23 protein-coding genes and 1 tRNA gene are annotated in these 17,693 nt (G+C 61.6%); 15 read left to right on the forward strand and 9 right to left on the reverse strand.

The window, feature by feature from the left end; all coding sequences use genetic code 11:
* Positions 1–82 precede the first annotated feature (82 nt).
* From C5J24_RS04465 to C5J24_RS04475, 3 genes are all read left to right on the forward strand, one after another.
* Positions 83–574, forward strand: a complete 492-nt coding sequence (locus C5J24_RS04465) for a peptide deformylase (RefSeq protein WP_105415884.1) — start codon at positions 83–85, stop codon at positions 572–574.
* Between the two features lie 67 nt (positions 575–641).
* On the forward strand, positions 642–899 hold the full coding sequence (locus C5J24_RS04470; RefSeq protein WP_105415886.1) for a BON domain-containing protein: 258 nt from the start codon (positions 642–644) through the stop codon (positions 897–899).
* A 73-nt stretch (positions 900–972) separates the two neighbouring features.
* Positions 973–1,464 carry a BON domain-containing protein gene (locus C5J24_RS04475; protein WP_105415888.1) on the forward strand — a complete coding sequence of 164 codons (492 nt, stop codon included), beginning with the start codon at positions 973–975 and terminating at the stop codon, positions 1,462–1,464.
* On the opposite strand, the gene C5J24_RS04480 is transcribed toward C5J24_RS04475, so the two are convergent.
* The gene (locus C5J24_RS04480) at positions 1,461–1,883 is read right to left on the reverse strand and encodes an OsmC family protein (RefSeq protein ID WP_105415890.1); all 423 of its coding nucleotides are present in this window, start codon (positions 1,881–1,883) and stop codon (positions 1,461–1,463) included. The genes C5J24_RS04475 and C5J24_RS04480 overlap by 4 nt on opposite strands.
* 369 nt (positions 1,884–2,252) lie before the next feature.
* Between C5J24_RS04480 and C5J24_RS04485 the strand changes: the two genes are divergently transcribed.
* On the forward strand, positions 2,253–2,930 hold the full coding sequence (locus tag C5J24_RS04485; protein ID WP_172723843.1) for a hypothetical protein: 678 nt from the start codon (positions 2,253–2,255) through the stop codon (positions 2,928–2,930).
* A 186-nt stretch (positions 2,931–3,116) separates the two neighbouring features.
* On the opposite strand, the gene C5J24_RS04490 is transcribed toward C5J24_RS04485, so the two are convergent.
* Positions 3,117–3,201 (reverse strand) — tRNA-Leu (locus C5J24_RS04490).
* A gap of 176 nt (positions 3,202–3,377) precedes the next feature.
* Here C5J24_RS04490 and lipB point away from each other — a divergent pair.
* From lipB to fghA, 10 genes are all read left to right on the forward strand, one after another.
* Positions 3,378–4,106 (forward strand): lipoyl(octanoyl) transferase LipB, encoded by a 729-nt coding sequence (gene lipB / locus C5J24_RS04495; RefSeq protein ID WP_105415894.1) that lies wholly within the window; start codon positions 3,378–3,380, stop codon positions 4,104–4,106.
* A gap of 62 nt (positions 4,107–4,168) precedes the next feature.
* Positions 4,169–5,089 carry a DMT family transporter gene (locus C5J24_RS04500; protein WP_105415896.1) on the forward strand — a complete coding sequence of 307 codons (921 nt, stop codon included), beginning with the start codon at positions 4,169–4,171 and terminating at the stop codon, positions 5,087–5,089.
* 156 nt (positions 5,090–5,245) lie between these two features.
* Positions 5,246–5,899 (forward strand): hypothetical protein, encoded by a 654-nt coding sequence (locus C5J24_RS04505; protein ID WP_172723844.1) that lies wholly within the window; start codon positions 5,246–5,248, stop codon positions 5,897–5,899.
* Between the two features lie 137 nt (positions 5,900–6,036).
* Positions 6,037–7,305: a hypothetical protein gene (locus tag C5J24_RS04510; protein WP_105416644.1), complete on the forward strand. Its 1,269-nt coding sequence runs from the start codon at positions 6,037–6,039 to the stop codon at positions 7,303–7,305.
* Between the two features lie 77 nt (positions 7,306–7,382).
* A complete protein-coding gene (locus tag C5J24_RS04515; RefSeq protein ID WP_105415900.1) occupies positions 7,383–7,997 on the forward strand; it encodes a GNAT family N-acetyltransferase in 615 nt (204 codons plus the stop codon).
* Positions 7,998–8,102: 105 nt separating this feature from the next.
* A complete protein-coding gene (locus C5J24_RS04520; RefSeq protein ID WP_105415902.1) occupies positions 8,103–9,230 on the forward strand; it encodes an S-(hydroxymethyl)glutathione dehydrogenase/class III alcohol dehydrogenase in 1,128 nt (375 codons plus the stop codon).
* A gap of 86 nt (positions 9,231–9,316) precedes the next feature.
* Positions 9,317–9,505 (forward strand): YegP family protein, encoded by a 189-nt coding sequence (locus C5J24_RS04525; RefSeq protein ID WP_046636214.1) that lies wholly within the window; start codon positions 9,317–9,319, stop codon positions 9,503–9,505.
* 87 nt (positions 9,506–9,592) lie between these two features.
* Complete coding sequence (locus C5J24_RS04530) at positions 9,593–10,039, forward strand: YaiI/YqxD family protein (RefSeq protein WP_105404887.1); 447 nt, start codon at positions 9,593–9,595, stop codon at positions 10,037–10,039.
* A 16-nt stretch (positions 10,040–10,055) separates the two neighbouring features.
* Positions 10,056–10,718, forward strand: a complete 663-nt coding sequence (locus C5J24_RS04535) for a DUF1345 domain-containing protein (RefSeq protein WP_105415904.1) — start codon at positions 10,056–10,058, stop codon at positions 10,716–10,718.
* An 18-nt stretch (positions 10,719–10,736) separates the two neighbouring features.
* Positions 10,737–11,570: an S-formylglutathione hydrolase gene (fghA, locus tag C5J24_RS04540; RefSeq protein ID WP_105415906.1), complete on the forward strand. Its 834-nt coding sequence runs from the start codon at positions 10,737–10,739 to the stop codon at positions 11,568–11,570.
* A 3-nt stretch (positions 11,571–11,573) separates the two neighbouring features.
* Here the strand turns inward: fghA and C5J24_RS04545 are convergent, their stop codons facing one another.
* Genes C5J24_RS04545 through crcB form a run of 5 tightly spaced genes read right to left on the reverse strand, consistent with a single transcriptional unit; the run spans position 11,574 to position 14,993 of the window.
* Positions 11,574–12,062 carry a hypothetical protein gene (locus C5J24_RS04545; protein ID WP_105415908.1) on the reverse strand — a complete coding sequence of 163 codons (489 nt, stop codon included), beginning with the start codon at positions 12,060–12,062 and terminating at the stop codon, positions 11,574–11,576.
* Positions 12,063–12,119: 57 nt separating this feature from the next.
* Positions 12,120–12,911 (reverse strand): ATP12 family chaperone protein, encoded by a 792-nt coding sequence (locus C5J24_RS04550; protein ID WP_105415910.1) that lies wholly within the window; start codon positions 12,909–12,911, stop codon positions 12,120–12,122.
* 12 nt (positions 12,912–12,923) lie between these two features.
* Positions 12,924–13,577 (reverse strand): HAD family hydrolase, encoded by a 654-nt coding sequence (locus C5J24_RS04555; RefSeq protein ID WP_105415911.1) that lies wholly within the window; start codon positions 13,575–13,577, stop codon positions 12,924–12,926.
* Positions 13,574–14,566, reverse strand: coding sequence for an RluA family pseudouridine synthase (locus C5J24_RS04560; RefSeq protein WP_105404893.1), 993 nt, complete (start codon positions 14,564–14,566; stop codon positions 13,574–13,576). Before C5J24_RS04560 ends, C5J24_RS04555 begins: the two co-directional genes overlap by 4 nt.
* 49 nt (positions 14,567–14,615) lie before the next feature.
* Positions 14,616–14,993, reverse strand: a complete 378-nt coding sequence (crcB, locus tag C5J24_RS04565; protein WP_105404894.1) for a fluoride efflux transporter CrcB — start codon at positions 14,991–14,993, stop codon at positions 14,616–14,618.
* A gap of 114 nt (positions 14,994–15,107) precedes the next feature.
* On the opposite strand from crcB, the gene C5J24_RS04570 reads away from it, so the two are divergent.
* On the forward strand, positions 15,108–15,395 hold the full coding sequence (locus tag C5J24_RS04570) for a hypothetical protein (protein WP_105415913.1): 288 nt from the start codon (positions 15,108–15,110) through the stop codon (positions 15,393–15,395).
* Positions 15,396–15,412: 17 nt separating this feature from the next.
* On the opposite strand, the gene C5J24_RS04575 is transcribed toward C5J24_RS04570, so the two are convergent.
* Together C5J24_RS04575 and C5J24_RS04580 are read right to left on the reverse strand one after the other, a co-directional pair.
* Positions 15,413–17,008 (reverse strand): EAL domain-containing protein, encoded by a 1,596-nt coding sequence (locus C5J24_RS04575; protein WP_105415916.1) that lies wholly within the window; start codon positions 17,006–17,008, stop codon positions 15,413–15,415.
* 175 nt (positions 17,009–17,183) lie between these two features.
* Complete coding sequence (locus C5J24_RS04580; RefSeq protein WP_105415918.1) at positions 17,184–17,669, reverse strand: Lrp/AsnC family transcriptional regulator; 486 nt, start codon at positions 17,667–17,669, stop codon at positions 17,184–17,186.
* Between the last annotated feature and the right edge of the window lie 24 nt (positions 17,670–17,693).

Consider the following 17,693-nt stretch of genomic DNA (forward strand, 5'->3'; position numbering starts at 1 on the left):
CCGTTCCGGGTCCAGAGCGCATGACGAAACGATGCGGAAAAACCGGGAAGTCAGCCCGAAAGGCAGAAAGAGGAGTTCGAAAATGGCCATCCGAACCATCCTGAAATATCCCGATCCGGGTCTCTCCAGGCCGTGCGAACCGGTCACCGTTTTCGATGCTGCCCTAACGGCGCTGGCCCATGACCTCCTCGATACGATGCGGGCGGCACCCGGCGTCGGCATCACCGCCGCGCATGTCGGCGTCTTCACCCGGCTCGTGGTGCTGGAACTGTCGAGGGAAAGCGGCCCGCGCTTCTACGTCAACCCGGAAATCCTGGTCTCCTCGGACGAGTTGATGCGTCATACGGAAGGCAGCGTCTCCATGCCCGGCGCCAATGACGAGGTCGAGCGGCCGAAAAGGATCCGGTTCCGCTACCAGGACCTCGACGGTACCGTCCGTGAGGAAGACGCCGAAGGCTTCTATTCCATCTGCATGCAGCACGAGATCGACCAGCTCGACGGCATCTTCTGGCTGAAACGGCTGTCCCGCCTGAAGCGCGACCGGCTGCTGCGCAAATGGGACAAGGGAAAATAAGAAGGCGGCCGAACCAAATTCGCGTTCGCCCGTTGTGAGGTCGCAAGTCCAGCGAGGATCTACGACCATGAATGCGACAGCAGACAAGACCGCAGCCGAGCTCGAGCGAAAAGTATCCGAGCGCCTGGCTGCACTGCCGGACGTCGATTCGTCGATGATAGAACCACATGCCGAGGGAACCAAGGTTATCCTCGAGGGTTCTGTCGATACCGTGTTCTCCGCCCGCAAGGCGGTGTTGAGCGCGGAAACCGTGGATGGCGTACATGATGTCGAAAGCCACCTGACCCTGACGGGTCAAAGGAACGGCGCATCCACGAGCCACTGAGCCGAAATACCCGGCGCACCGGCCTTTCAGGAGGGGGTGCGCCGGGTCCATGTGGGCATGATAGGAGACTGCGGTGCCGGGCAAGAAAAAAGCTGACGACATTTCCCGCGAGGAAGATTTCCGCGACTACGACGACCGCAATATCGACGAAGGCTGGCCTTACGACGATGCAGCCGGCGCACGCCCCGTCGACAACGCCGCCTATGGCGATCCCAAAGCCAATTTCGACACCGACCGCAACCGAGGCTATCAGGTGGACGGTGTGGAACGCGACGGCTCGGAAGAGCGCCTGGCAGACAGCATCCGCCCCGGCACCAAGGGGATCGAGGAGGCCGACGATCTCGAAGAGCGGATCACCGACGCGATCGAGGAGCTGGACATGATCGACATGGCGTCGATCGACGTGCATGTCGAGGACGGCACGGTCACGCTCGAAGGCGCCGTCGACGATGCGGCGACCTCGCGCAAGATCGTCCGCCGGATCCAGCGTGTCGCCGGCGTCCGCCAACTGGTCAACAACCTTCGCCTCGAAGGCGTCGACAGCCACATTCCCGACGACGACTAATCGATTGTCAGGGAAATCTCCGGAGAACTTTTCAGCGTATTGCTGACGGTGCAGATTTCCTCGGCCATATGGGCGATCTTCTTCTTCTGCTCGTCGTCGAAATCCCCTTCAATACGGAAATCCACGATGAACCGGGTGACCCGGGAGGGGCCGTCATGGGCCTTTTCGCCGGTCACATGCACCCTCACCTCGGTCAGCCTGTCGAGAATGCCGAGCTTGCTTGCTGCGATACGACCGCTGAGCACGAGGCAGGCGGCAAGCGACGAAAACATCAGGTCGAGCGGATTGAACCCCGGCTCGGAAGCGCCCGTGACCAATTCAACCTGGCCACCCGTCTCGCTTGTCACCTGCGGGTGACCGAGGCGTCCGAGAACGGCGGTCGCTCCGATCGGCCGTGTCTTTACTTTCAGTTCGACCATGGGGTCATTTCCTACCCTGCAATAATGCACACGCCTCAATTCATCAGATAGGCATGGAATTTCAAAGCCGCAATTCGTCTTGCTGCACGACTGCCTTGTACAATCAGCAAAATTTGGGTTTTCGCCTAATCTACTTGAGTCATTCTGAGGCTCATTTGCGCGGCAGCGTACCAATCCTCATCAAAATTCATCGGCGCTCACGGGCCGATAGCGACAATCACGGGATTCGGGCACCCATCGTACAGTACGCAGGTGGGTGAGTGCCTAGGCTGATGCGCTAATCAGGTGAACGAGAGCTTGCCCGATATGACGCGATACGGCGCGGGCGGGACCATTCCAGATGAGTATGGTAAGAGGGGTAGGCAAGACATGAAACGAGGCGTCGCAAACCATACGCCTATCGTCACCGCGCCGGAAGATGTCACCACCGGCCACCAACCCTGGATGATTCTGCAAAAACCCATGGCCAAGACCCGATCCGAGACACTATTCGAGACATGGTTAGCGTCAAACAGCCTGCCCTTTCGGTCAATCTCAGCCGAACGGGGCGTCTCGATGCCAGACTACGGCGTGACAATCGGTGAGGCGGAGATCATTTTCGAGCTAAAGCAGATTGAGGCTGGCCGAAATTGGGCGGATGAGATGGTTCACAGTGGGGAGGTCGGCAAATTTATCCGAGATAGAATCACCAAGAGCAAGAGGCAAATACAAGCCGCGTCTAAGGGCGGGAAGCCGACCGTTCTGATGATCTACAACGACTATGACCCGTTTCAACTGTTCGGCACGGAGGACCACGATTTCGAGCACGCGATGTACGGAGCAGACACAGTCGTTCTCGCTAAAGAATCGGGACGACTAGTTGATCGCTTTCACGGGGACGGGAAGTCGTTTCAATCGAGTAAGAACACGTCGTTCAGCGCCCTAGCGCGTTTGCGCCAAGCGGGACGCGACGCAGAAGTAACCGTGACGATCTTTGAAAATATGTACGCCGCAGTTCCGATTGATTACGTCTCGCTCCCCCCCCCCGCTTCAAGGTCGTCCGAGTAAATCAGTCGCGTTGAAAGTCTAGGCGTCGGACGACAGGTGTCGCCTGCGTGAACACCGGCCGACTATTCATCGGCAATGCGCTATATAGCTCGATGTTTTGCCATAGGAGCGGCAGATCGGCCGCTCAGTTTTCTAGATGTCATTTCATCCGGGCAACAAAAAACCCGCCGAAGCGGGTTTTTATTTTGGTGCGGTCGAGAAGACTCGAACTTCCACGTCTTGCGACACAGCGACCTCAACGCTGCGCGTCTACCAATTCCGCCACGACCGCATCGTGGTAGATGCCGATTTGCGCCGGCGGGGCTGCATGTAGCAAAAGCATTTGGGGTGCACAAGTGCGCCGTGACAGATTTTTGAAGGATAAAAATTCCAGGTGTGAATGCCTATATAAACCCGGCCGAAACCAGGCCCTTGCCGCACCCTTTTGTTTTTGCCAGAAGATTTTCCATGCTCACACGCACCGACCTCAATCTGTCCATGCTGCCGCAAACAGGCTCGCCGCCGGTGCGCTGGCGAATCTCCGATGGACTCGTTCCATATGAGGAGGCCGTGGCCGAGATGGAGCGCGAGGTGGCGGCGATCGCCGATGGCCATGCCGACGAGCTCGTCTGGCTGCTCGAACACCCGCCGCTTTATACGGCCGGCACCAGCGCCGACGCCGCAGACCTGATCGAGCCGGACCGGTTTCCGGTGTTTTCCACAGGCCGCGGCGGCGAGTACACCTATCATGGTCCCGGCCAGCGCGTTGCTTACGTGATGCTCGACCTCAAGCGCCGTCGCCAGGACGTGCGCGCCTATGTGGCGGCGCTCGAGGAACTGATAATCCGCACCCTCGACATGATGAACGTGCGCGGCGAGCGGCGCGAGGACCGCGTCGGCGTCTGGGTGCGCCGGCCGGAAAAACCGCTCCTGCCGGACGGTTCGATAGCGGAGGACAAGATTGCCGCTCTCGGCATCCGGCTGCGCCGCTGGGTCAGCTTCCACGGCCTCTCCCTCAATGTCGAGCCTGACCTCTCGCATTTTACCGGCATCGTGCCCTGCGGCATCAGCGCTTACGGCGTGACGAGCCTCGTCGATCTCGGACTTCCGGTAATGATGGCCGACGTGGATATGCGCCTGCGGCAAGCCTTCGAAGAAATCTTTGGGCGCACGGTTTCCGAGACCGCGGTCGCCTGATCCCGGCTTGAACATTGCCGCCCGCTGTGGTTGAAGAACCCGGTTCCTCGAAAGTGCCGGGCATGCCCTCTTCCACACCTGAAAATCCGCTGAAGGGCATGGCCATCATGGCCACCTGCATGGCCATCCTGCCGCTGATGGATGCCATCGCCAAATACATGGCGACATCCGAGGCGATGTCGCCCGCTCAGGTGACATTCTACCGGTTCTTTTTTCAGCTGGTCTGCATCCTGCCGCTCGCCGTCTTCACCGGGGCTGCCATCTTCCGGCCGAAACGCCCCTGGATGAACCTGCTGCGCGGCGTGCTGCACGCGGCGGCCAGCCTGATGTTCTTCGCGGCGGTCAAATACATGCCGCTCGCCGACGTCTTCGCCATCTATTTCGTCGAACCCTTCATGCTCACCATGATGTCGGCGGTCTTCTTGCGGGAAAAGGTCGGCTGGCGGCGGTGGCTGGCGATCGTCGTCGGTTTCGGCGGCGCCATGATCGTCATCCAGCCGAGTTATGCGATCTTCGGCTGGACGGCGCTGCTGCCGGTCGCCTGCGCCTTCCTCTTCACGCTCTACCTCTTCCTCAACCGGGCGATCGGGGAAGCCGATTCGCCGCTCGTCATGCAGACCATGGCGGGCGTCGGAGGAACGCTGTTCATGGCGGCAGCCCTGGTCATCGGGGATAGCACAGGGGCCACGGATTTCGCCCCGTCGCTCCCGGCCTCCTGGCTCGGTCTCATCCTGCTGATGCTGCTCGGCTCGATCTCGGGCTACATGCATCTGCTCGTGGTGCGCGCCTTCCGGCTGGCGCCGCTTTCGCTGCTTGCGCCCTTCCAGTATTTCGAGATCATTTCGGCGACCGTGCTCGGTTACGCCTTGTTCGGCGATTTCCCGACCGCCTCCAAATCGCTCGGCATTGCCATCATCGTCGCTTCCGGCCTGTTCATCATCTGGCGGGAGCGTTCCAAATCGAAGCAGCTCGAAGCCGTTTGACGGCCCTGTTTCCTGCCGATTAACCGCGCTTGTTGGCCACCCCTCAACTTCTCTCAATTATCACCCACATTGGTTTCATGATGAAACGGAGAAATAAAGATGAGCGGGTTCCGCTTTTCTTTTCCGGCATGTGTCATCGCCGGGAAGGGTCGGATTGTGGCCGACGATATTCTGATGCTGCGCAAATACGCGTTCCCGGATGGCATTTGCTCCTCCGAAGACGCGCTCGCCCTTTTTGCGCTGAATGATTCCTGTCCCGAACAAAGCCCCGAATGGTCGACCTATTTCGTCGAAAGCCTGACGGCATATCTCGTGCGCGGCACGGAGCCGCTGGGACGCATCGACGACGCGAAAGCCGGTTGGCTGATGCGCACGATCGCCGCCGACGGCGCCGTGCGTTCCGCCCCGGAGCTCGAACTGCTGCTGCATGCCATGGAAATGGCATCCGAGGTGCCGGAGAGCCTCTCGGCCTTTGCGCTCGACCAGATCCGCCTGGCTCTCGAGCCCGGCGCGCGAGGCGCCTATCGTGCTATCCGCCCGGCCTCTGCCGGCATCACCGCCTTTGACCTCACCTATATCTGGCGGGTTCTGCGGGGAGCGACAGAACGTGGCCGGCTGATGCTGTCGCCGGTCGAAGCGTGGGTCCTGCGCGAGATCGACGAACTGGCCGATGCTAAGACCCATCATCCCGCCTGGCGGGAGATCATCGCGGCGGTGACGACATATGAAAGGCCGAAGGAAGTGCTGCGGTCGGGTCCCTGGCTGGTGACCGATGCCAGGCATCGCCTGACGCAAGAGGTGGCGGCCTGACGAACCGCCGGCCGCGCCGCGTTGCACGGCTGCTCGTTCGCATTTTATCGGTTGGCTAAACCGCCTGGAAAATCAATCGGCCTAATGGTGTCCCTGATGATCGGCCGATGGCGAGCCGACAGGCTTCCGAGGTCGATATGACGCCCACTGTCTCCGCCGTCCTGTTGCTGACGATCAATCTCGGTCTGCTCTGGCTGCTGATGGCCGCACCCGTCGGCCGCCGCACCATCGCGCTGCGCCGGACGCTTGAAATCGCTCCGGAGCGTCTGTGGCACGCCTTTCATCCCGGCGGCGAGGAAGCGAGCTGGAACCCTTCGATCCTCTCATCAGGGACGGAAAAGAACCGCGGCGGGATCGAGATCGCCTACAGCCATCCCGATCGCCACGGTGCGCCGATCCGGCGGGTCTTCAAGGTCGAGGAAACTATCGATAGTGCCCAGCTCAGCTACGAGAGCCGCGCACGCGTCGTCGACGACACAGCGCTCGACATTTCCTTCTGGCGCAATTTCGAGGAATACCGTGCCGTGTCGCCTTCACCCGGCGGCTCCACGGTCACCCTCGCGCAGACGGACGACTATCGGGGCTTCGCCGTCTACCTGTTTCGCTATTTCATGATCCGCCGCGAGCTTTCGTCGCTGACTGCCTGGATGAAAAACGGCCGGCCGAAAACAAGCGGCATGATCGAACACCCGGTCGTCCAGATAGTCCTGGCGCTCCTCTCGACGCTGCTGCTCTGGCCCTTTTTCGGGCTGACTGCGGCAGGCCTGACGATCTCCATAATCCTGACCCTGGTCATCGTGCTGCACGAACTTGGGCACATGGCGGCCTATCGCGCCTTCGGGCATGAACGGGTGAGGATGATCTTCGTGCCGTTTCTCGGAGGCATCGCCATCGGCGGGCGGCCCTATAACAGCCGCTTCGAAGTCGCCACATGCGCGCTGATGGGCGCAGGCATGTCCGCCTTCCTCGTACCGGTGGTGATTTCCGTCCACGACCTCTCAAACGCCCACCTATTGTCCTCGTCCCTGCGTGAACCGGCTCTGGTCTTCCTGCTGATATTAGGGGCCTTCAACCTCCTCAACCTTCTGCCGATGTCCCAGTTCGACGGCGGCAGGGTGCTGAGGCAGATCTTTCCGACCCGTAGCCTGCTCGTCGCCGGCAGTTTCGGGATCACGCTTCTGATGCTCTGGGTCGGTTACCGGATCGGCCTGTCGTCGACCGCCCTGATCGCGGCCCTAGCCGTCTTCACGCTGATGAGCCTAATGGGCATTTCGTCCGCCAAGCCGCGCGAAAGTCTCGACCCCATGCATCCGGGCGAGCGGCTGATGGCGGGGCTCGGCCTCTATGCCGCGGTCGCCATCCATTCGCACGGAATCGTCTACGCCTGCGACCGCCTTTTCGGGTGATCACCCACCTTCGATATCACGCGCCATCGACGTCTCCACCCATTGACATCAACCCGCCAAGCGGCTCAAAAGGTTACATGAAAAGCGAAAACCCCACACTGCCGTCCGGCTATTCCGCCGTACCTCCGGGCAAGATTGCCACCGTCGTGACCTGCCTCGAAATGTTCGAGAAGCCGCGCAGGAAAACCGCGACGGCGCCGGACACGCTTACCCTGGAACGCTGGCAGTCTCCTGCTCTCGACGAATACCGCGCGCTGTTCCGGGCGGTCGGCGAGAACTGGATGTGGGTGTCGCGGCTGGTCATGAGCGACGACGAACTTGCCTCGGTGCTCAGCGATCCGCAGGTCGAGATCTACGTGCTTCTCGACGGCGGCCGCCGGATCGGCCTCCTGGAACTCGATTTCCGGGAACAGGGCGAATGCGAGCTCGTCTATTTCGGCCTCGTCACCGGTGCGATCGGCAAGGGCGCCGGGCGTTTCATGATGAACTGGGCGATCGAGAGGGCCTGGGCGCATCCGATCCGCCGTTTCTGGGTGCATACCTGCCACTTCGACCACCCGGCCGCGATGCAGTTCTACCAGCGGTCTGGGTTCACGCCCTACGCGCTGATGGTCGAAGTGCTGGACGATCCGCGCCTGACCGGCCTGGCGCCGCGCACGACCTCGCCGCACGTGCCCCTGATCGGTCCCTGATCCGCTCACCGAAATGCGACCGCGAACGGCTCGTTCCGGCTTGAGCCGGGGCCCTCGCCTGTGCCAAGGTCGCGCCGAATCTAAAAAGCCTCAAGGGAGAGCATCATGGATGTCCGCGCCGCCGTCGCCGTTCAGGCTGGCAAACCGCTCGAAGTCATGACCGTACAGCTCGAGGGGCCCCGCGCCGGCGAAGTGCTGATCGAGGTGAAGGCGACCGGCATCTGCCACACCGATGATTTCACCCTGTCCGGCGCCGATCCGGAAGGCCTCTTTCCGGCGATCCTCGGCCACGAGGGTGCCGGCATCGTCGTCGACGTCGGCCCAGGCGTCATTTCGGTCAAGAAGGGCGATCACGTCATCCCGCTCTATACGCCGGAATGCCGCGAATGCCCGTCGTGCCTGTCGCGCAAGACCAATCTCTGCACCGCCATCCGCTCGACCCAGGGCCAGGGCCTGATGCCCGACGGCACATCGCGCTTCTCGATCGGCAAGGACAAGATCCATCACTATATGGGCTGCTCGACCTTTGCGAATTACACGGTCCTTCCGGAAATCGCGGTCGCCAAGATCAACCCGGACGCCCCCTTCGACAAGGTCTGCTATATCGGCTGCGGCGTGACGACGGGCATCGGCGCCGTCATCAACACCGCCAAGGTGGAGATCGGCGCCACCGCCATCGTCTTCGGGCTCGGCGGCATCGGTTTGAACGTCATCCAGGGCCTGCGCCTGGCTGGCGCCGACATGATCATCGGCGTCGATCTGAACAACGACAAGAAGGCCTGGGGCGAACGCTTCGGCATGACCCATTTCGTCAATCCTAAGGAAGTCGACGGCGACATCGTCCCCTATCTCGTCAATCTGACGAAGCGCGGCGCCGACCAGATCGGCGGAGCCGACTATACGTTCGACTGCACCGGCAATACCAAGGTCATGCGCCAGGCGCTCGAAGCCTCGCATCGCGGCTGGGGCAAGTCGGTGGTAATAGGCGTTGCCGGCGCCGGCCAGGAAATTTCCACCCGTCCCTTCCAGCTCGTCACCGGCCGCACCTGGATGGGCACGGCCTTCGGCGGAGCCCGCGGCCGCACCGACGTTCCGAAGATCGTCGACTGGTACATGGAGGGCAAGATCGAGATCGACCCGATGATTACCCACACGATGCCGCTCGAAGACATCAATAAGGGTTTTGAGCTGATGCATGGCGGCGAATCGATTCGCAGCGTAGTGATTTACTGAGCGAAGTTCCGCGATGTTCCGGAACACGCTCCGATACTGCGAATAGAGCTAGGATTTAACTCCGTTTAATGTGAGGAACGCAGAAGATGTACAAATTTGAAATCTACCAGGACAAGGCTGGGGAATACCGTTTTCGCTTCAAGGCTTCGAACGGCCAGTCCATGTTCTCTTCCGAAGGTTATTCGGCCAAGGCTTCCGCCGTTTCGGCCATAGAATCGATCAAGAAAAACGTACCCGGCGCAGCAGTCGACGACCAGACCACTGCCGTCGCCTGAAGCATATCCTGCGCGTAGCCCGCTGCGGTGGGCTACGCTGCCTCCCCTCGTGCAGGAGGTCGCCGGATTGGGCCTGAGTATCCATCCATGATCTATGTCGACGCCGATGCCTGTCCGGTCAAGCCGGAGGTCCTGAAAGTCGCTGAACGCCACGGCATCGAAGTGACCTTCGTCGCCAATTCCGGCCTGCGCCCCACTCGTGATCCGATGGTCCACAACGTCATCGTTTCTGCCGGTTTCGATGCCGCCGACAACTGGATCGCCGAGCGCGCCGGACCCGCCGATATCGTCATCACCGCCGACGTGCCGCTGGCCGTACGCTGCGTAGCATCGGGCGCGCAGGTGACCGGTCCGACCGGCAGGGTCTTCGACGAGACCAATATCGGCATGGCGAGCGCCATGCGCGACCTTGGGGCGCATTTGCGCGAGACCGGCGAAAGCAAGGGCTACAACGCCGCCTTTTCCCCACGCGACCGTTCGAAATTCCTGGAAACGCTGGACAGGCTCTGCCGCCGGTCCAAATCGGCCACGTGAGCGATCGGAAAGCCGGATGCCGAGCCCCTGGCGCAGATTGACCTATCACCGGCACGGGCCGTTCTTCGCCGGCACCATCGCCTCGCTGGTCTGTCTGCCGTTCCTGCTCTTCTACACGCCTGAGCTCGCACCGGGCATCGCAGTCGTCGTCTTCTTCCTGATCTATCTTGTCATGATGGCCTTTCGCATCCGCAAGCTCGACGGCCCCACGTTGAGAGACAAGGGGCAGAACGACGACGAACCGGCGCCGGTCATCCTCGCCGTGACCTTGCTTGCCGTCGCCGCCGCCATTGTTTCGCTGTTCGAGGCCTTGAACCGCTCGCAGCCCGCGGGTGCTGCCTCCGTGTCGCTTGCCTTCGCATCCGTCGTGCTCGGCTGGCTGACGATCCACACCATGTTCGCCATGCACTATGCCCATCGCTTCTGGCGGCCGGAGGAACAGGCGGAGGAGAACGAGGCGAAGCGCGGCGGCCTCGATTTTCCCGAAACCGACGAGCCCGGCGCCTACGATTTCCTCTATTTCTCGTTCGTCATCGGCATGACCGCCCAGACCTCGGACGTCCAGATCACCACGACCGGCATGCGCCGCATCAACCTCCTGCATGCGGTCGTGTCCTTCTTTTTCAACACCGTCCTTGTCGCCGCGGCCGTCAACGCCGTCGTGTCTATGGGCAACTGATATCTTCGAGGAGCACCGATGAAGGTCCTTTCCCAGAACACTGCCTTCGGCGGCATGCAGGGCGTATTCATGCACGATTCCGAGGCCTGCAAATGCGAGATGACCTTCGCCGTCTTCGTGCCGCCCCAGGCGATCAAGAAGCCCTGCCCTGTTGTCTGGTATCTCTCGGGCCTCACCTGCACCCATGCCAACATCATGGAAAAGGGCGAATACAGGCGGATGGCCGCGGAACTTGGCCTGATCGTCATCTGCCCGGATACCAGCCCGCGCGGCAATGACGTACCCGACGAGCTCACCAACTGGCAGATGGGCAAGGGCGCCGGCTTCTATCTCGATGCGACGGAAAAGCCGTGGGCCGAAAACTATCAGATGTACACCTACATCACAGAGGAACTGCCGAACTTCGTCAGCCAGCATTTTCGCATGGACATGGGCCGCCAGGGGATTTTCGGCCATTCCATGGGTGGTCACGGCGCGATGACGATCGCGCTTCGGAACCCCGACCGCTTCAGGAGCTGCTCCGCCTTCGCGCCGATCGTCGAGCCTTCGACCGCCGACTGGTCGGCGCCGGCCTTCGAGAAGTACCTAGGTGCCGATCGCTCCACCTGGCGGCAATACGACGCCTGCGCACTGGTCGAGGACGGGGCGCGCTTTTCGGAATTCCTGATCGACCAGGGCAAGGCCGACGGCTTCCTCGAAAGCGGCCTGCGCCCCTGGCTGTTCGAGGAAGCGGCCAAGGGAACGGATATAGACGTGACGCTACGGATGCACGAGCGCTACGACCATTCGTATTATTTTATCTCGACCTTCATGGACGACCATCTCCGCTGGCACGCGGAACGGCTGGGCTAAATCTCACGGAAACAGGGCGGTCGCCATGGTTGGGCGGCGCTGGCCGTCGAGGCGGAATTCGCTGGAGATGCGGTCGGCGATCTTTTCGGCGAGGTCACGGTCCGCGGTGTCGCCGTCCAGCAGGTAGATCGACGTCTTGAACGTTCCCCTGGCGATCGGTTCGCCGCTGTTGACCGAAATCGCCTGCACCGTCACCTTCGCCTCATGTCGGCTGCCGATCAGCATGGGCATATGCGACATCTCGTCGATGCGTACCGAGATGATCGTCCTCGGCAGGGCGATCGACCTGGTGGTTGCGCGGATCGCCTCGTCGACCAGCATGTCGGTGGCGATCACCAATCCCTTCGGCACGTCCGGCCGCGCGGTCACGAAGGCGCCGCGCACGTCATAGAAAAGTTTTTCCTGCGCCGTGTTTGCCTGCTCCAGACGGAACGACATCAGCGGCAGGGCCGTCAAAGCGATAAGACAGAAACGAGAGAGGCGACGAAACATGAAGGAACCCGCAAGACGGCACCTTCAGATGTTCCAACGAACACGGTTAGAGAACGATTAAGCCGAGGGCTTCAAGGCAAGAAAAGTTTCGGTCGCCGCCCGCATTTCCTCGAGCCGCTTGGCGCGGCGATGTTCGGCTTCTGCGTCCGTGCCCCAATGTTCGTTCGTCCAGTCCTCGTCGAGATGGGCGAGCGTCCAGGCCTCGTCGGCGGTGAGCCGGCCTTCCGCGAAGGCAAGCGCCAGGATCGCCGAACCGGTCAGCGTCGTCACCGTGTGCAGCACGGCGAGTTCGATCGGCGTATCGTATTTCTTCAGCGTCACCGCAAAGGCGGCGGTCGCCTCCTTCGGCTGCTCCTGGGGCATCACGCCCTCGACCAGGATGAAGCGGGCGCCGAGTTCGTTCGCGGCCCAGTCGACGATCGGATCCCATTGTTCGCTCTGGCGGGCGACCAGGTTTTCCGGTGTTTCCGCGCGGTAGCAGAGCAGGTCGCTCGAGGAGAAGCGCAGGATATCCTCGAACACCGACTGGGGGTCGGTGGCGATGCCGTCGATCGCGGTGTTGACGAGCCGCGTCACCGGCATGGTGCCCGGATCGATAACATCCACCTGGTTGGCCCATTCGTCGCGGATCAGTTCGGCAAGCCGTGCCGTCGGCGCGACGAGCCCGTTCTTGGCCGGCGTCCTGACCGGCCTGCCGTCGAGATGGATGGCATGGCCGCCCTCGCCCTCGGCAACCGATACTTTTTTGTAGAAGCGCTTCGGCAGCGGCTTGTGCATCTGGATCTGCGCCCGCCGCGTCGGGTCCGGATGGCTCAGCGCTTCGGATGGATCGGGAAACATGTCACGCATGGAAATAAAACCTCAACCGATATGGCTCAGCAACTCGCTCGGATGATGGATGATCGCGTCGGCTCCGGCCTTGTTCAGCTCGTCCACCGAGGCGTAACCCCAGGCAACGCCGATCGCCGTGGCGCCGGCCGCCTTCGCCATCTGCATATCGTAAATGGCATCGCCGATGACAAGAGTGTCGGAAGGTTTCATGCCGGTCTCGTCACAGCATTCGGTCACCATCGCCGGATGCGGCTTCGAGGGGCAGTCGTCGGCGGTGCGCGACACCATGAAATACTTGTCGAACCCGTGCGTCTCCACGACCAGCTTCAGGCCGCGCCGCGATTTGCCGGTCACCGCGCCGATCAGCAGGTCCCTGCGCGGACCGATCGTGTCGATCAGCTCGCGAATCCCCTCGAACAACGGCTCCTTGAAACCGAGATCCTGGCGCACGACGGCAAACAGTGTCTTGTAATAGGCCATCATCTCGACGGCTTCTTCGTCCGCATGCGGCTTGCCCTGCATGCGGGCGATTGCGATGTCGAGCGTCAGCCCGATGATCGCCTTGGTGTCTTCCACCTTGGGTTCCGGCTTGTCGAAATGGGCGAAGGTGCGGCGCATGGTTTCGTGGATCAGGTTCGCGCTGTCGACCAGCGTGCCGTCGCAATCGAAAAGGACCAGTTTCATTCTTCGTCGTCCCTGCGGCCGTTTTCCATGTCGAAGCCGAGAAGGTTCCAGCTCTGCACCATATGCGGTGGCAGCGGTGCCGTGACCTTTAGCCGGCCGCCGTTCGGATGCGGAATGTCGATATGGCGCGCGTGGAGATGCAGCTTCTTCTGGATGCCGCCCGGAAAATCCCAGTTGTGATCGTCGTCGAAATATTTCGGGTCGCCGATGATCGGATGGCCGATATGCAGCGCATGGACGCGCAGCTGATGGGTGCGGCCGGTATAGGGTTCCATCTCCAGCCAGCAGAGCGTCTGCGCCGCCATTTCCAGAACGCGGTAATAGGACACCGCGTGGTCGGCACCGTCCTCGCCATGCCTGGCGATCCGCATGCGGTCGCCATCCGGCGTCTGTTCCTTCACCAGCCAGGTGGAGATCTTGTCTTCGTGCTTGCGCGGCACGCCCTTGACCAGCGCCCAATAGGTCTTCTTGGTATCGCGCTCGCGGAAGGCGGCCGTCAGCTTCTGCGCAGCACCACGAGTGCGGGCGATCACCAGCACGCCCGACGTGTCGCGGTCGAGCCGGTGGACGAGCCGCGGCTTTTCGCCTTTCGGGCTGATCCAGCTGTCGAGCATCTGGTCGATATGGCGCGCGACGCCCGATCCGCCCTGCACCGCAAGGCCGGCCGGCTTGTTGAGCACGATGACCTTCTCGTCCTCATGCAGGACCATGCGCGACAGCAGTTCGAAATCGCTGGAATGCTTGAGATCCTTGCCGGCGATCGGCCCCGTCTTCTTTGCATCCACGTCCAAAGGCGGGATGCGCACCGTCTGTCCCGGCTGTACGCGGGCGTCGGATTTCACCCGTCCGCCGTCGACGCGCACCTGTCCGGAGCGCAGCAGTTTCTGGAGCGGCCCGAAGCCGAGGCCCGGGTAGTGGATCTTGAACCAGCGGTCGAGACGCATTCCCGCTTCGTCCGCTTCGACGCGGATATGCTCGATGCCTGCCATCAAAGCTCTTTCATATCTATGTGTGGGCCGGCGGCCCTTTGCCCGGTCTTTAGAGCATTGCCCGCCCGAGCGCCAGTCCGGCGAAAACCGCACCCAGCGAGATTGCGACGCTCGCGACAATATAGGTGACGCCCACCATGGTCGCGCCCCGCTCCAGCAGCGACACGACATCCAGCGAAAAGGCCGAGAACGTCGTGAAGCCGCCGAGAAAGCCGGTAATGATCAGCAACCGCAGCTCGGGCGACGCATCGAACCGCCGGACGATGAGTTCGGCCAGAAAGCCGATCGCGAACGAGCCGGCGATATTGACGGCAAGCGTCCCCCACGGAAACGCCGGCCCCCACAGGCGCAACGCCCAGAACCCGACGAGATAGCGGCAGACGGAGCCGATCGCTCCGCCGATGGCGACGAGAAGCAGGTTGGTCATGGAACTTCTCTAGGACAGAAACGAGAATCGTCAAATCGATAAAATGCCGACGTTTTGTTTAAAGGGGAACAAATCAGGGCCGCCGTAATTATCATATTCTGAGAAAAAAGAGCGATGGGCGCGATGACACAACTGGTCAGCATATCGGCAAGCACTGCCGCACTCGCCATCGAGGCGCTGAAGCCCGGCAGACGCATCTCGGCCAAGGATCAGGTCAAGGACATCAAGGCCGATTCTGACCGCAACCAGCGCCGCGCCGAAAACGCCGGCGACCCCGGCGATACCGAATTCATGATCCCGGCCACCACCGTCTCGCTCGACATGCTCACCGCCGACCAGAAGCCGCGCCAGCAGGTCACGTTCCGCCAGGTCGAATCCGCCTATCGCGATCTGGACGATTGATATCACCCGGCGAGCCCTCAGGCCGCCACGCACCGGATATTCTCCCGCCCGCTCCCCGAGCGGGCTTTTGCGTTCCGGTGGTAATCGATGAAATCGGCGGCCGGCAGCGGTTTGGAGAACAGCCAGCCCTGGCCGAAATTGACGTCGTGAGCCTTTAGATAGTCCGCCTGCTCCTCTGTCTCCACGCCTTCGGCGACGATCTGCAGGTCGAGCGTCTTCGCCATCTCGATGATGTGGCCGGTGACCGAGCTGGTGGCGCTGTTGCGGCCGATCGTGTCGACGAAGGACTTGTCGATCTTCAGCGCATCCATCGGCAGCCCCTGCAGGTATTGCAAGCTGGAATATCCCGTGCCGAAATCGTCGATCGCCACCGAATGGCCTCTTTGCCGAGCCGCTGTCAATGTCGTCCGCGCCGCCTCGATGTCGATGAAGCCGCGTTCGGTGGCCTCCAGCCAGATCTGCCCTGCCGCGATCCCGGTCTTGGCGAGTTTCCTGTCGAGTACATCGAGGATGCGGCCGGAGGTGACATCGGCGGCGGAAAGGTTGACGGCGATATGCAGCGAACTTTCCGCCCTGAGCAATCCTCCGAGATCGGCAACGATCGCTTCGATGACCTGGTCGGTGATCGGCAGAATGAGCCCGCTTTCCTCGGCGAGCGGAATGAACAGGTCCGGGCGCACCAGCGATCCATCCGGCCGCCGCCAGCGCACCAGCGCCTCGGCGCCGACGCAGATGCCGGTCTTGAGTTCGATGATCGGCTGGTAGTGGACGATGAATTCGCGCTTGCGCACCGCAATCGCCATCTCACCGAGCGGTGACAGTCTTTTCTTGGACAGCCAGACCACCACGCCGACAATGAAGATGGCGACGAAGGCACCGACCGGCAGCAGCAGGAGCTGTTCCTCCCGCAGCCTGCCGGTCAGGTTGGAACGCGGCTCGATGGCGATCGCGATCAACCCCTTGTCGTGCGCCACCGCATAGAGCGCCGAGGAGGTCATGCCGTTCTTCGGCTCGTCGATCAGGGCGTTGACGAGGTCCGTTTCGGGGGAATTGAGTTCGTTGATCAGCATGCCCTGCCGGTTGGCGAGCGCCAGCGAAATGTCGGCGTCCACCAGGATATCGACAAAGCGGGCCGGATCGACCAGCACGTTATAGGGGCCGTAGTGGAGCGCCATCATCGGATTGCCCATGCTGACCGCCGGCTGCACGCGGGTGGCCACTTCCACGCCGTCGGGCGTCATGTAGTCGATCCACGGCCTGTCGACCTTGCGCTCCTCGATCCCCCAGGAGGTGCATTTCAACAGGCCGTTCTCGAAATAACCGACTTCCTTGACCGAGGGCGTATTGAAGGCGATCACCCGCATCCGGGCGATATGCTGGTCCGAACATGGCACCAGGCGCGGATAGGCGAGCGAATCGAGCGCCGCCCGCGCATCCTCGAACGTCCGGCTCGCACGCATGATCGTCTGCTCGGCGAGCCGTTCGAGATTGTTCTGTTGTTTCTCGACCGTGATGACCCACGAAATGTAGACCATCGCGACAATCGGTACGATTGCCCCGAGCAGGCCCAGGAAAATGGCCGCCGCAATCACCCGAGAACGTCGCAGTTCCATCGCCGAAACCTTTGATGAGAGGTGTTGGCGATATTCATCGCGGACTTCTGTTAAGATTTCTTGATGCAACTCGATCAGGTTGTATCGAAGCAAATTCTAAAAGCCCACCGGTTGCGTGCCGCCCGTGCAGGACGGGCCGAATGGACATCTCCGTCCGGCAAGCCGAGAGAGGATTTTAGGCCCGGCGGCCTGCGAAACGCAGCGGAAGCCCGTCGAAAGCTTTGATTTCCTTGAGGACGAAGGTCGTCTGCATTTCCTTGATGCGCGGCAACCGCCGTAGCGTCGACATGGCGAAATCCGCATAGGCGTCGAGATCGGACGAGACCACCTGCAGCAGGAAATCCGCGTCGCCGGCGATGCTGTAGCAGGCGACTACCTCGTCCAGCCCGATCACCTCCGCCGCGAACGCTTCAGCCTCTTCCTCGCTATGGCTGTCGATCTTGACGCGGATGAAGGCAAGTACGCCGAGGCCGATCGCCTTTCGGTTCAGCACCGCCTTATAGCCCTGGATGACGCCGGTCTCCTCCAGCTGCCGCACCCGCCGCCAGCTTGGAGATGTCGAAAGCCCGATCCTGTCCGCGAGCGCCTGATTGGTCAGGCGGCCATCGTCCTGCAACGCTTCCAGAATTCGTATATCCGCCGGCTCGACGTCGTTTTCCATCAAACTCTACCCATATTTCCATCA

It is taken from the genome of Neorhizobium sp. T25_27 (genome assembly GCF_002968565.1).
In the GTDB taxonomy this organism is placed as follows: domain Bacteria; phylum Pseudomonadota; class Alphaproteobacteria; order Rhizobiales; family Rhizobiaceae; genus Neorhizobium; species Neorhizobium tomejilense.

What these genes read in the sequence shown, in the direction of transcription:
- C5J24_RS04470 (WP_105415886.1), top strand. Translation starts at nt 642, where the DNA reads ATGAATGCGACAGCAGACAAGACCGCAGCCGAGCTCGAGCGAAAAGTA.
- C5J24_RS04550 (WP_105415910.1), bottom strand. Translation starts at nt 12,911, where the DNA reads ATGCGTGACATGTTTCCCGATCCATCCGAAGCGCTGAGCCATCCGGAC.
- lipB (WP_105415894.1), top strand. Translation starts at nt 3,378, where the DNA reads ATGCTCACACGCACCGACCTCAATCTGTCCATGCTGCCGCAAACAGGC.
- C5J24_RS04530 (WP_105404887.1), top strand. Translation starts at nt 9,593, where the DNA reads ATGATCTATGTCGACGCCGATGCCTGTCCGGTCAAGCCGGAGGTCCTG.
- C5J24_RS04560 (WP_105404893.1), bottom strand. Translation starts at nt 14,566, where the DNA reads ATGGCAGGCATCGAGCATATCCGCGTCGAAGCGGACGAAGCGGGAATG.
- C5J24_RS04510 (WP_105416644.1), top strand. Translation starts at nt 6,037, where the DNA reads ATGACGCCCACTGTCTCCGCCGTCCTGTTGCTGACGATCAATCTCGGT.
- C5J24_RS04515 (WP_105415900.1), top strand. Translation starts at nt 7,383, where the DNA reads ATGAAAAGCGAAAACCCCACACTGCCGTCCGGCTATTCCGCCGTACCT.
- fghA (WP_105415906.1), top strand. Translation starts at nt 10,737, where the DNA reads ATGAAGGTCCTTTCCCAGAACACTGCCTTCGGCGGCATGCAGGGCGTA.
- C5J24_RS04465 (WP_105415884.1), top strand. Translation starts at nt 83, where the DNA reads ATGGCCATCCGAACCATCCTGAAATATCCCGATCCGGGTCTCTCCAGG.
- C5J24_RS04520 (WP_105415902.1), top strand. Translation starts at nt 8,103, where the DNA reads ATGGATGTCCGCGCCGCCGTCGCCGTTCAGGCTGGCAAACCGCTCGAA.
- C5J24_RS04500 (WP_105415896.1), top strand. Translation starts at nt 4,169, where the DNA reads ATGCCCTCTTCCACACCTGAAAATCCGCTGAAGGGCATGGCCATCATG.
- C5J24_RS04535 (WP_105415904.1), top strand. Translation starts at nt 10,056, where the DNA reads ATGCCGAGCCCCTGGCGCAGATTGACCTATCACCGGCACGGGCCGTTC.
- C5J24_RS04570 (WP_105415913.1), top strand. Translation starts at nt 15,108, where the DNA reads ATGGGCGCGATGACACAACTGGTCAGCATATCGGCAAGCACTGCCGCA.
- C5J24_RS04555 (WP_105415911.1), bottom strand. Translation starts at nt 13,577, where the DNA reads ATGAAACTGGTCCTTTTCGATTGCGACGGCACGCTGGTCGACAGCGCG.
- C5J24_RS04480 (WP_105415890.1), bottom strand. Translation starts at nt 1,883, where the DNA reads ATGGTCGAACTGAAAGTAAAGACACGGCCGATCGGAGCGACCGCCGTT.
- C5J24_RS04575 (WP_105415916.1), bottom strand. Translation starts at nt 17,008, where the DNA reads ATGGAACTGCGACGTTCTCGGGTGATTGCGGCGGCCATTTTCCTGGGC.
- C5J24_RS04485 (WP_172723843.1), top strand. Translation starts at nt 2,253, where the DNA reads ATGAAACGAGGCGTCGCAAACCATACGCCTATCGTCACCGCGCCGGAA.
- C5J24_RS04545 (WP_105415908.1), bottom strand. Translation starts at nt 12,062, where the DNA reads ATGTTTCGTCGCCTCTCTCGTTTCTGTCTTATCGCTTTGACGGCCCTG.
- crcB (WP_105404894.1), bottom strand. Translation starts at nt 14,993, where the DNA reads ATGACCAACCTGCTTCTCGTCGCCATCGGCGGAGCGATCGGCTCCGTC.
- C5J24_RS04580 (WP_105415918.1), bottom strand. Translation starts at nt 17,669, where the DNA reads ATGGAAAACGACGTCGAGCCGGCGGATATACGAATTCTGGAAGCGTTG.
- C5J24_RS04525 (WP_046636214.1), top strand. Translation starts at nt 9,317, where the DNA reads ATGTACAAATTTGAAATCTACCAGGACAAGGCTGGGGAATACCGTTTT.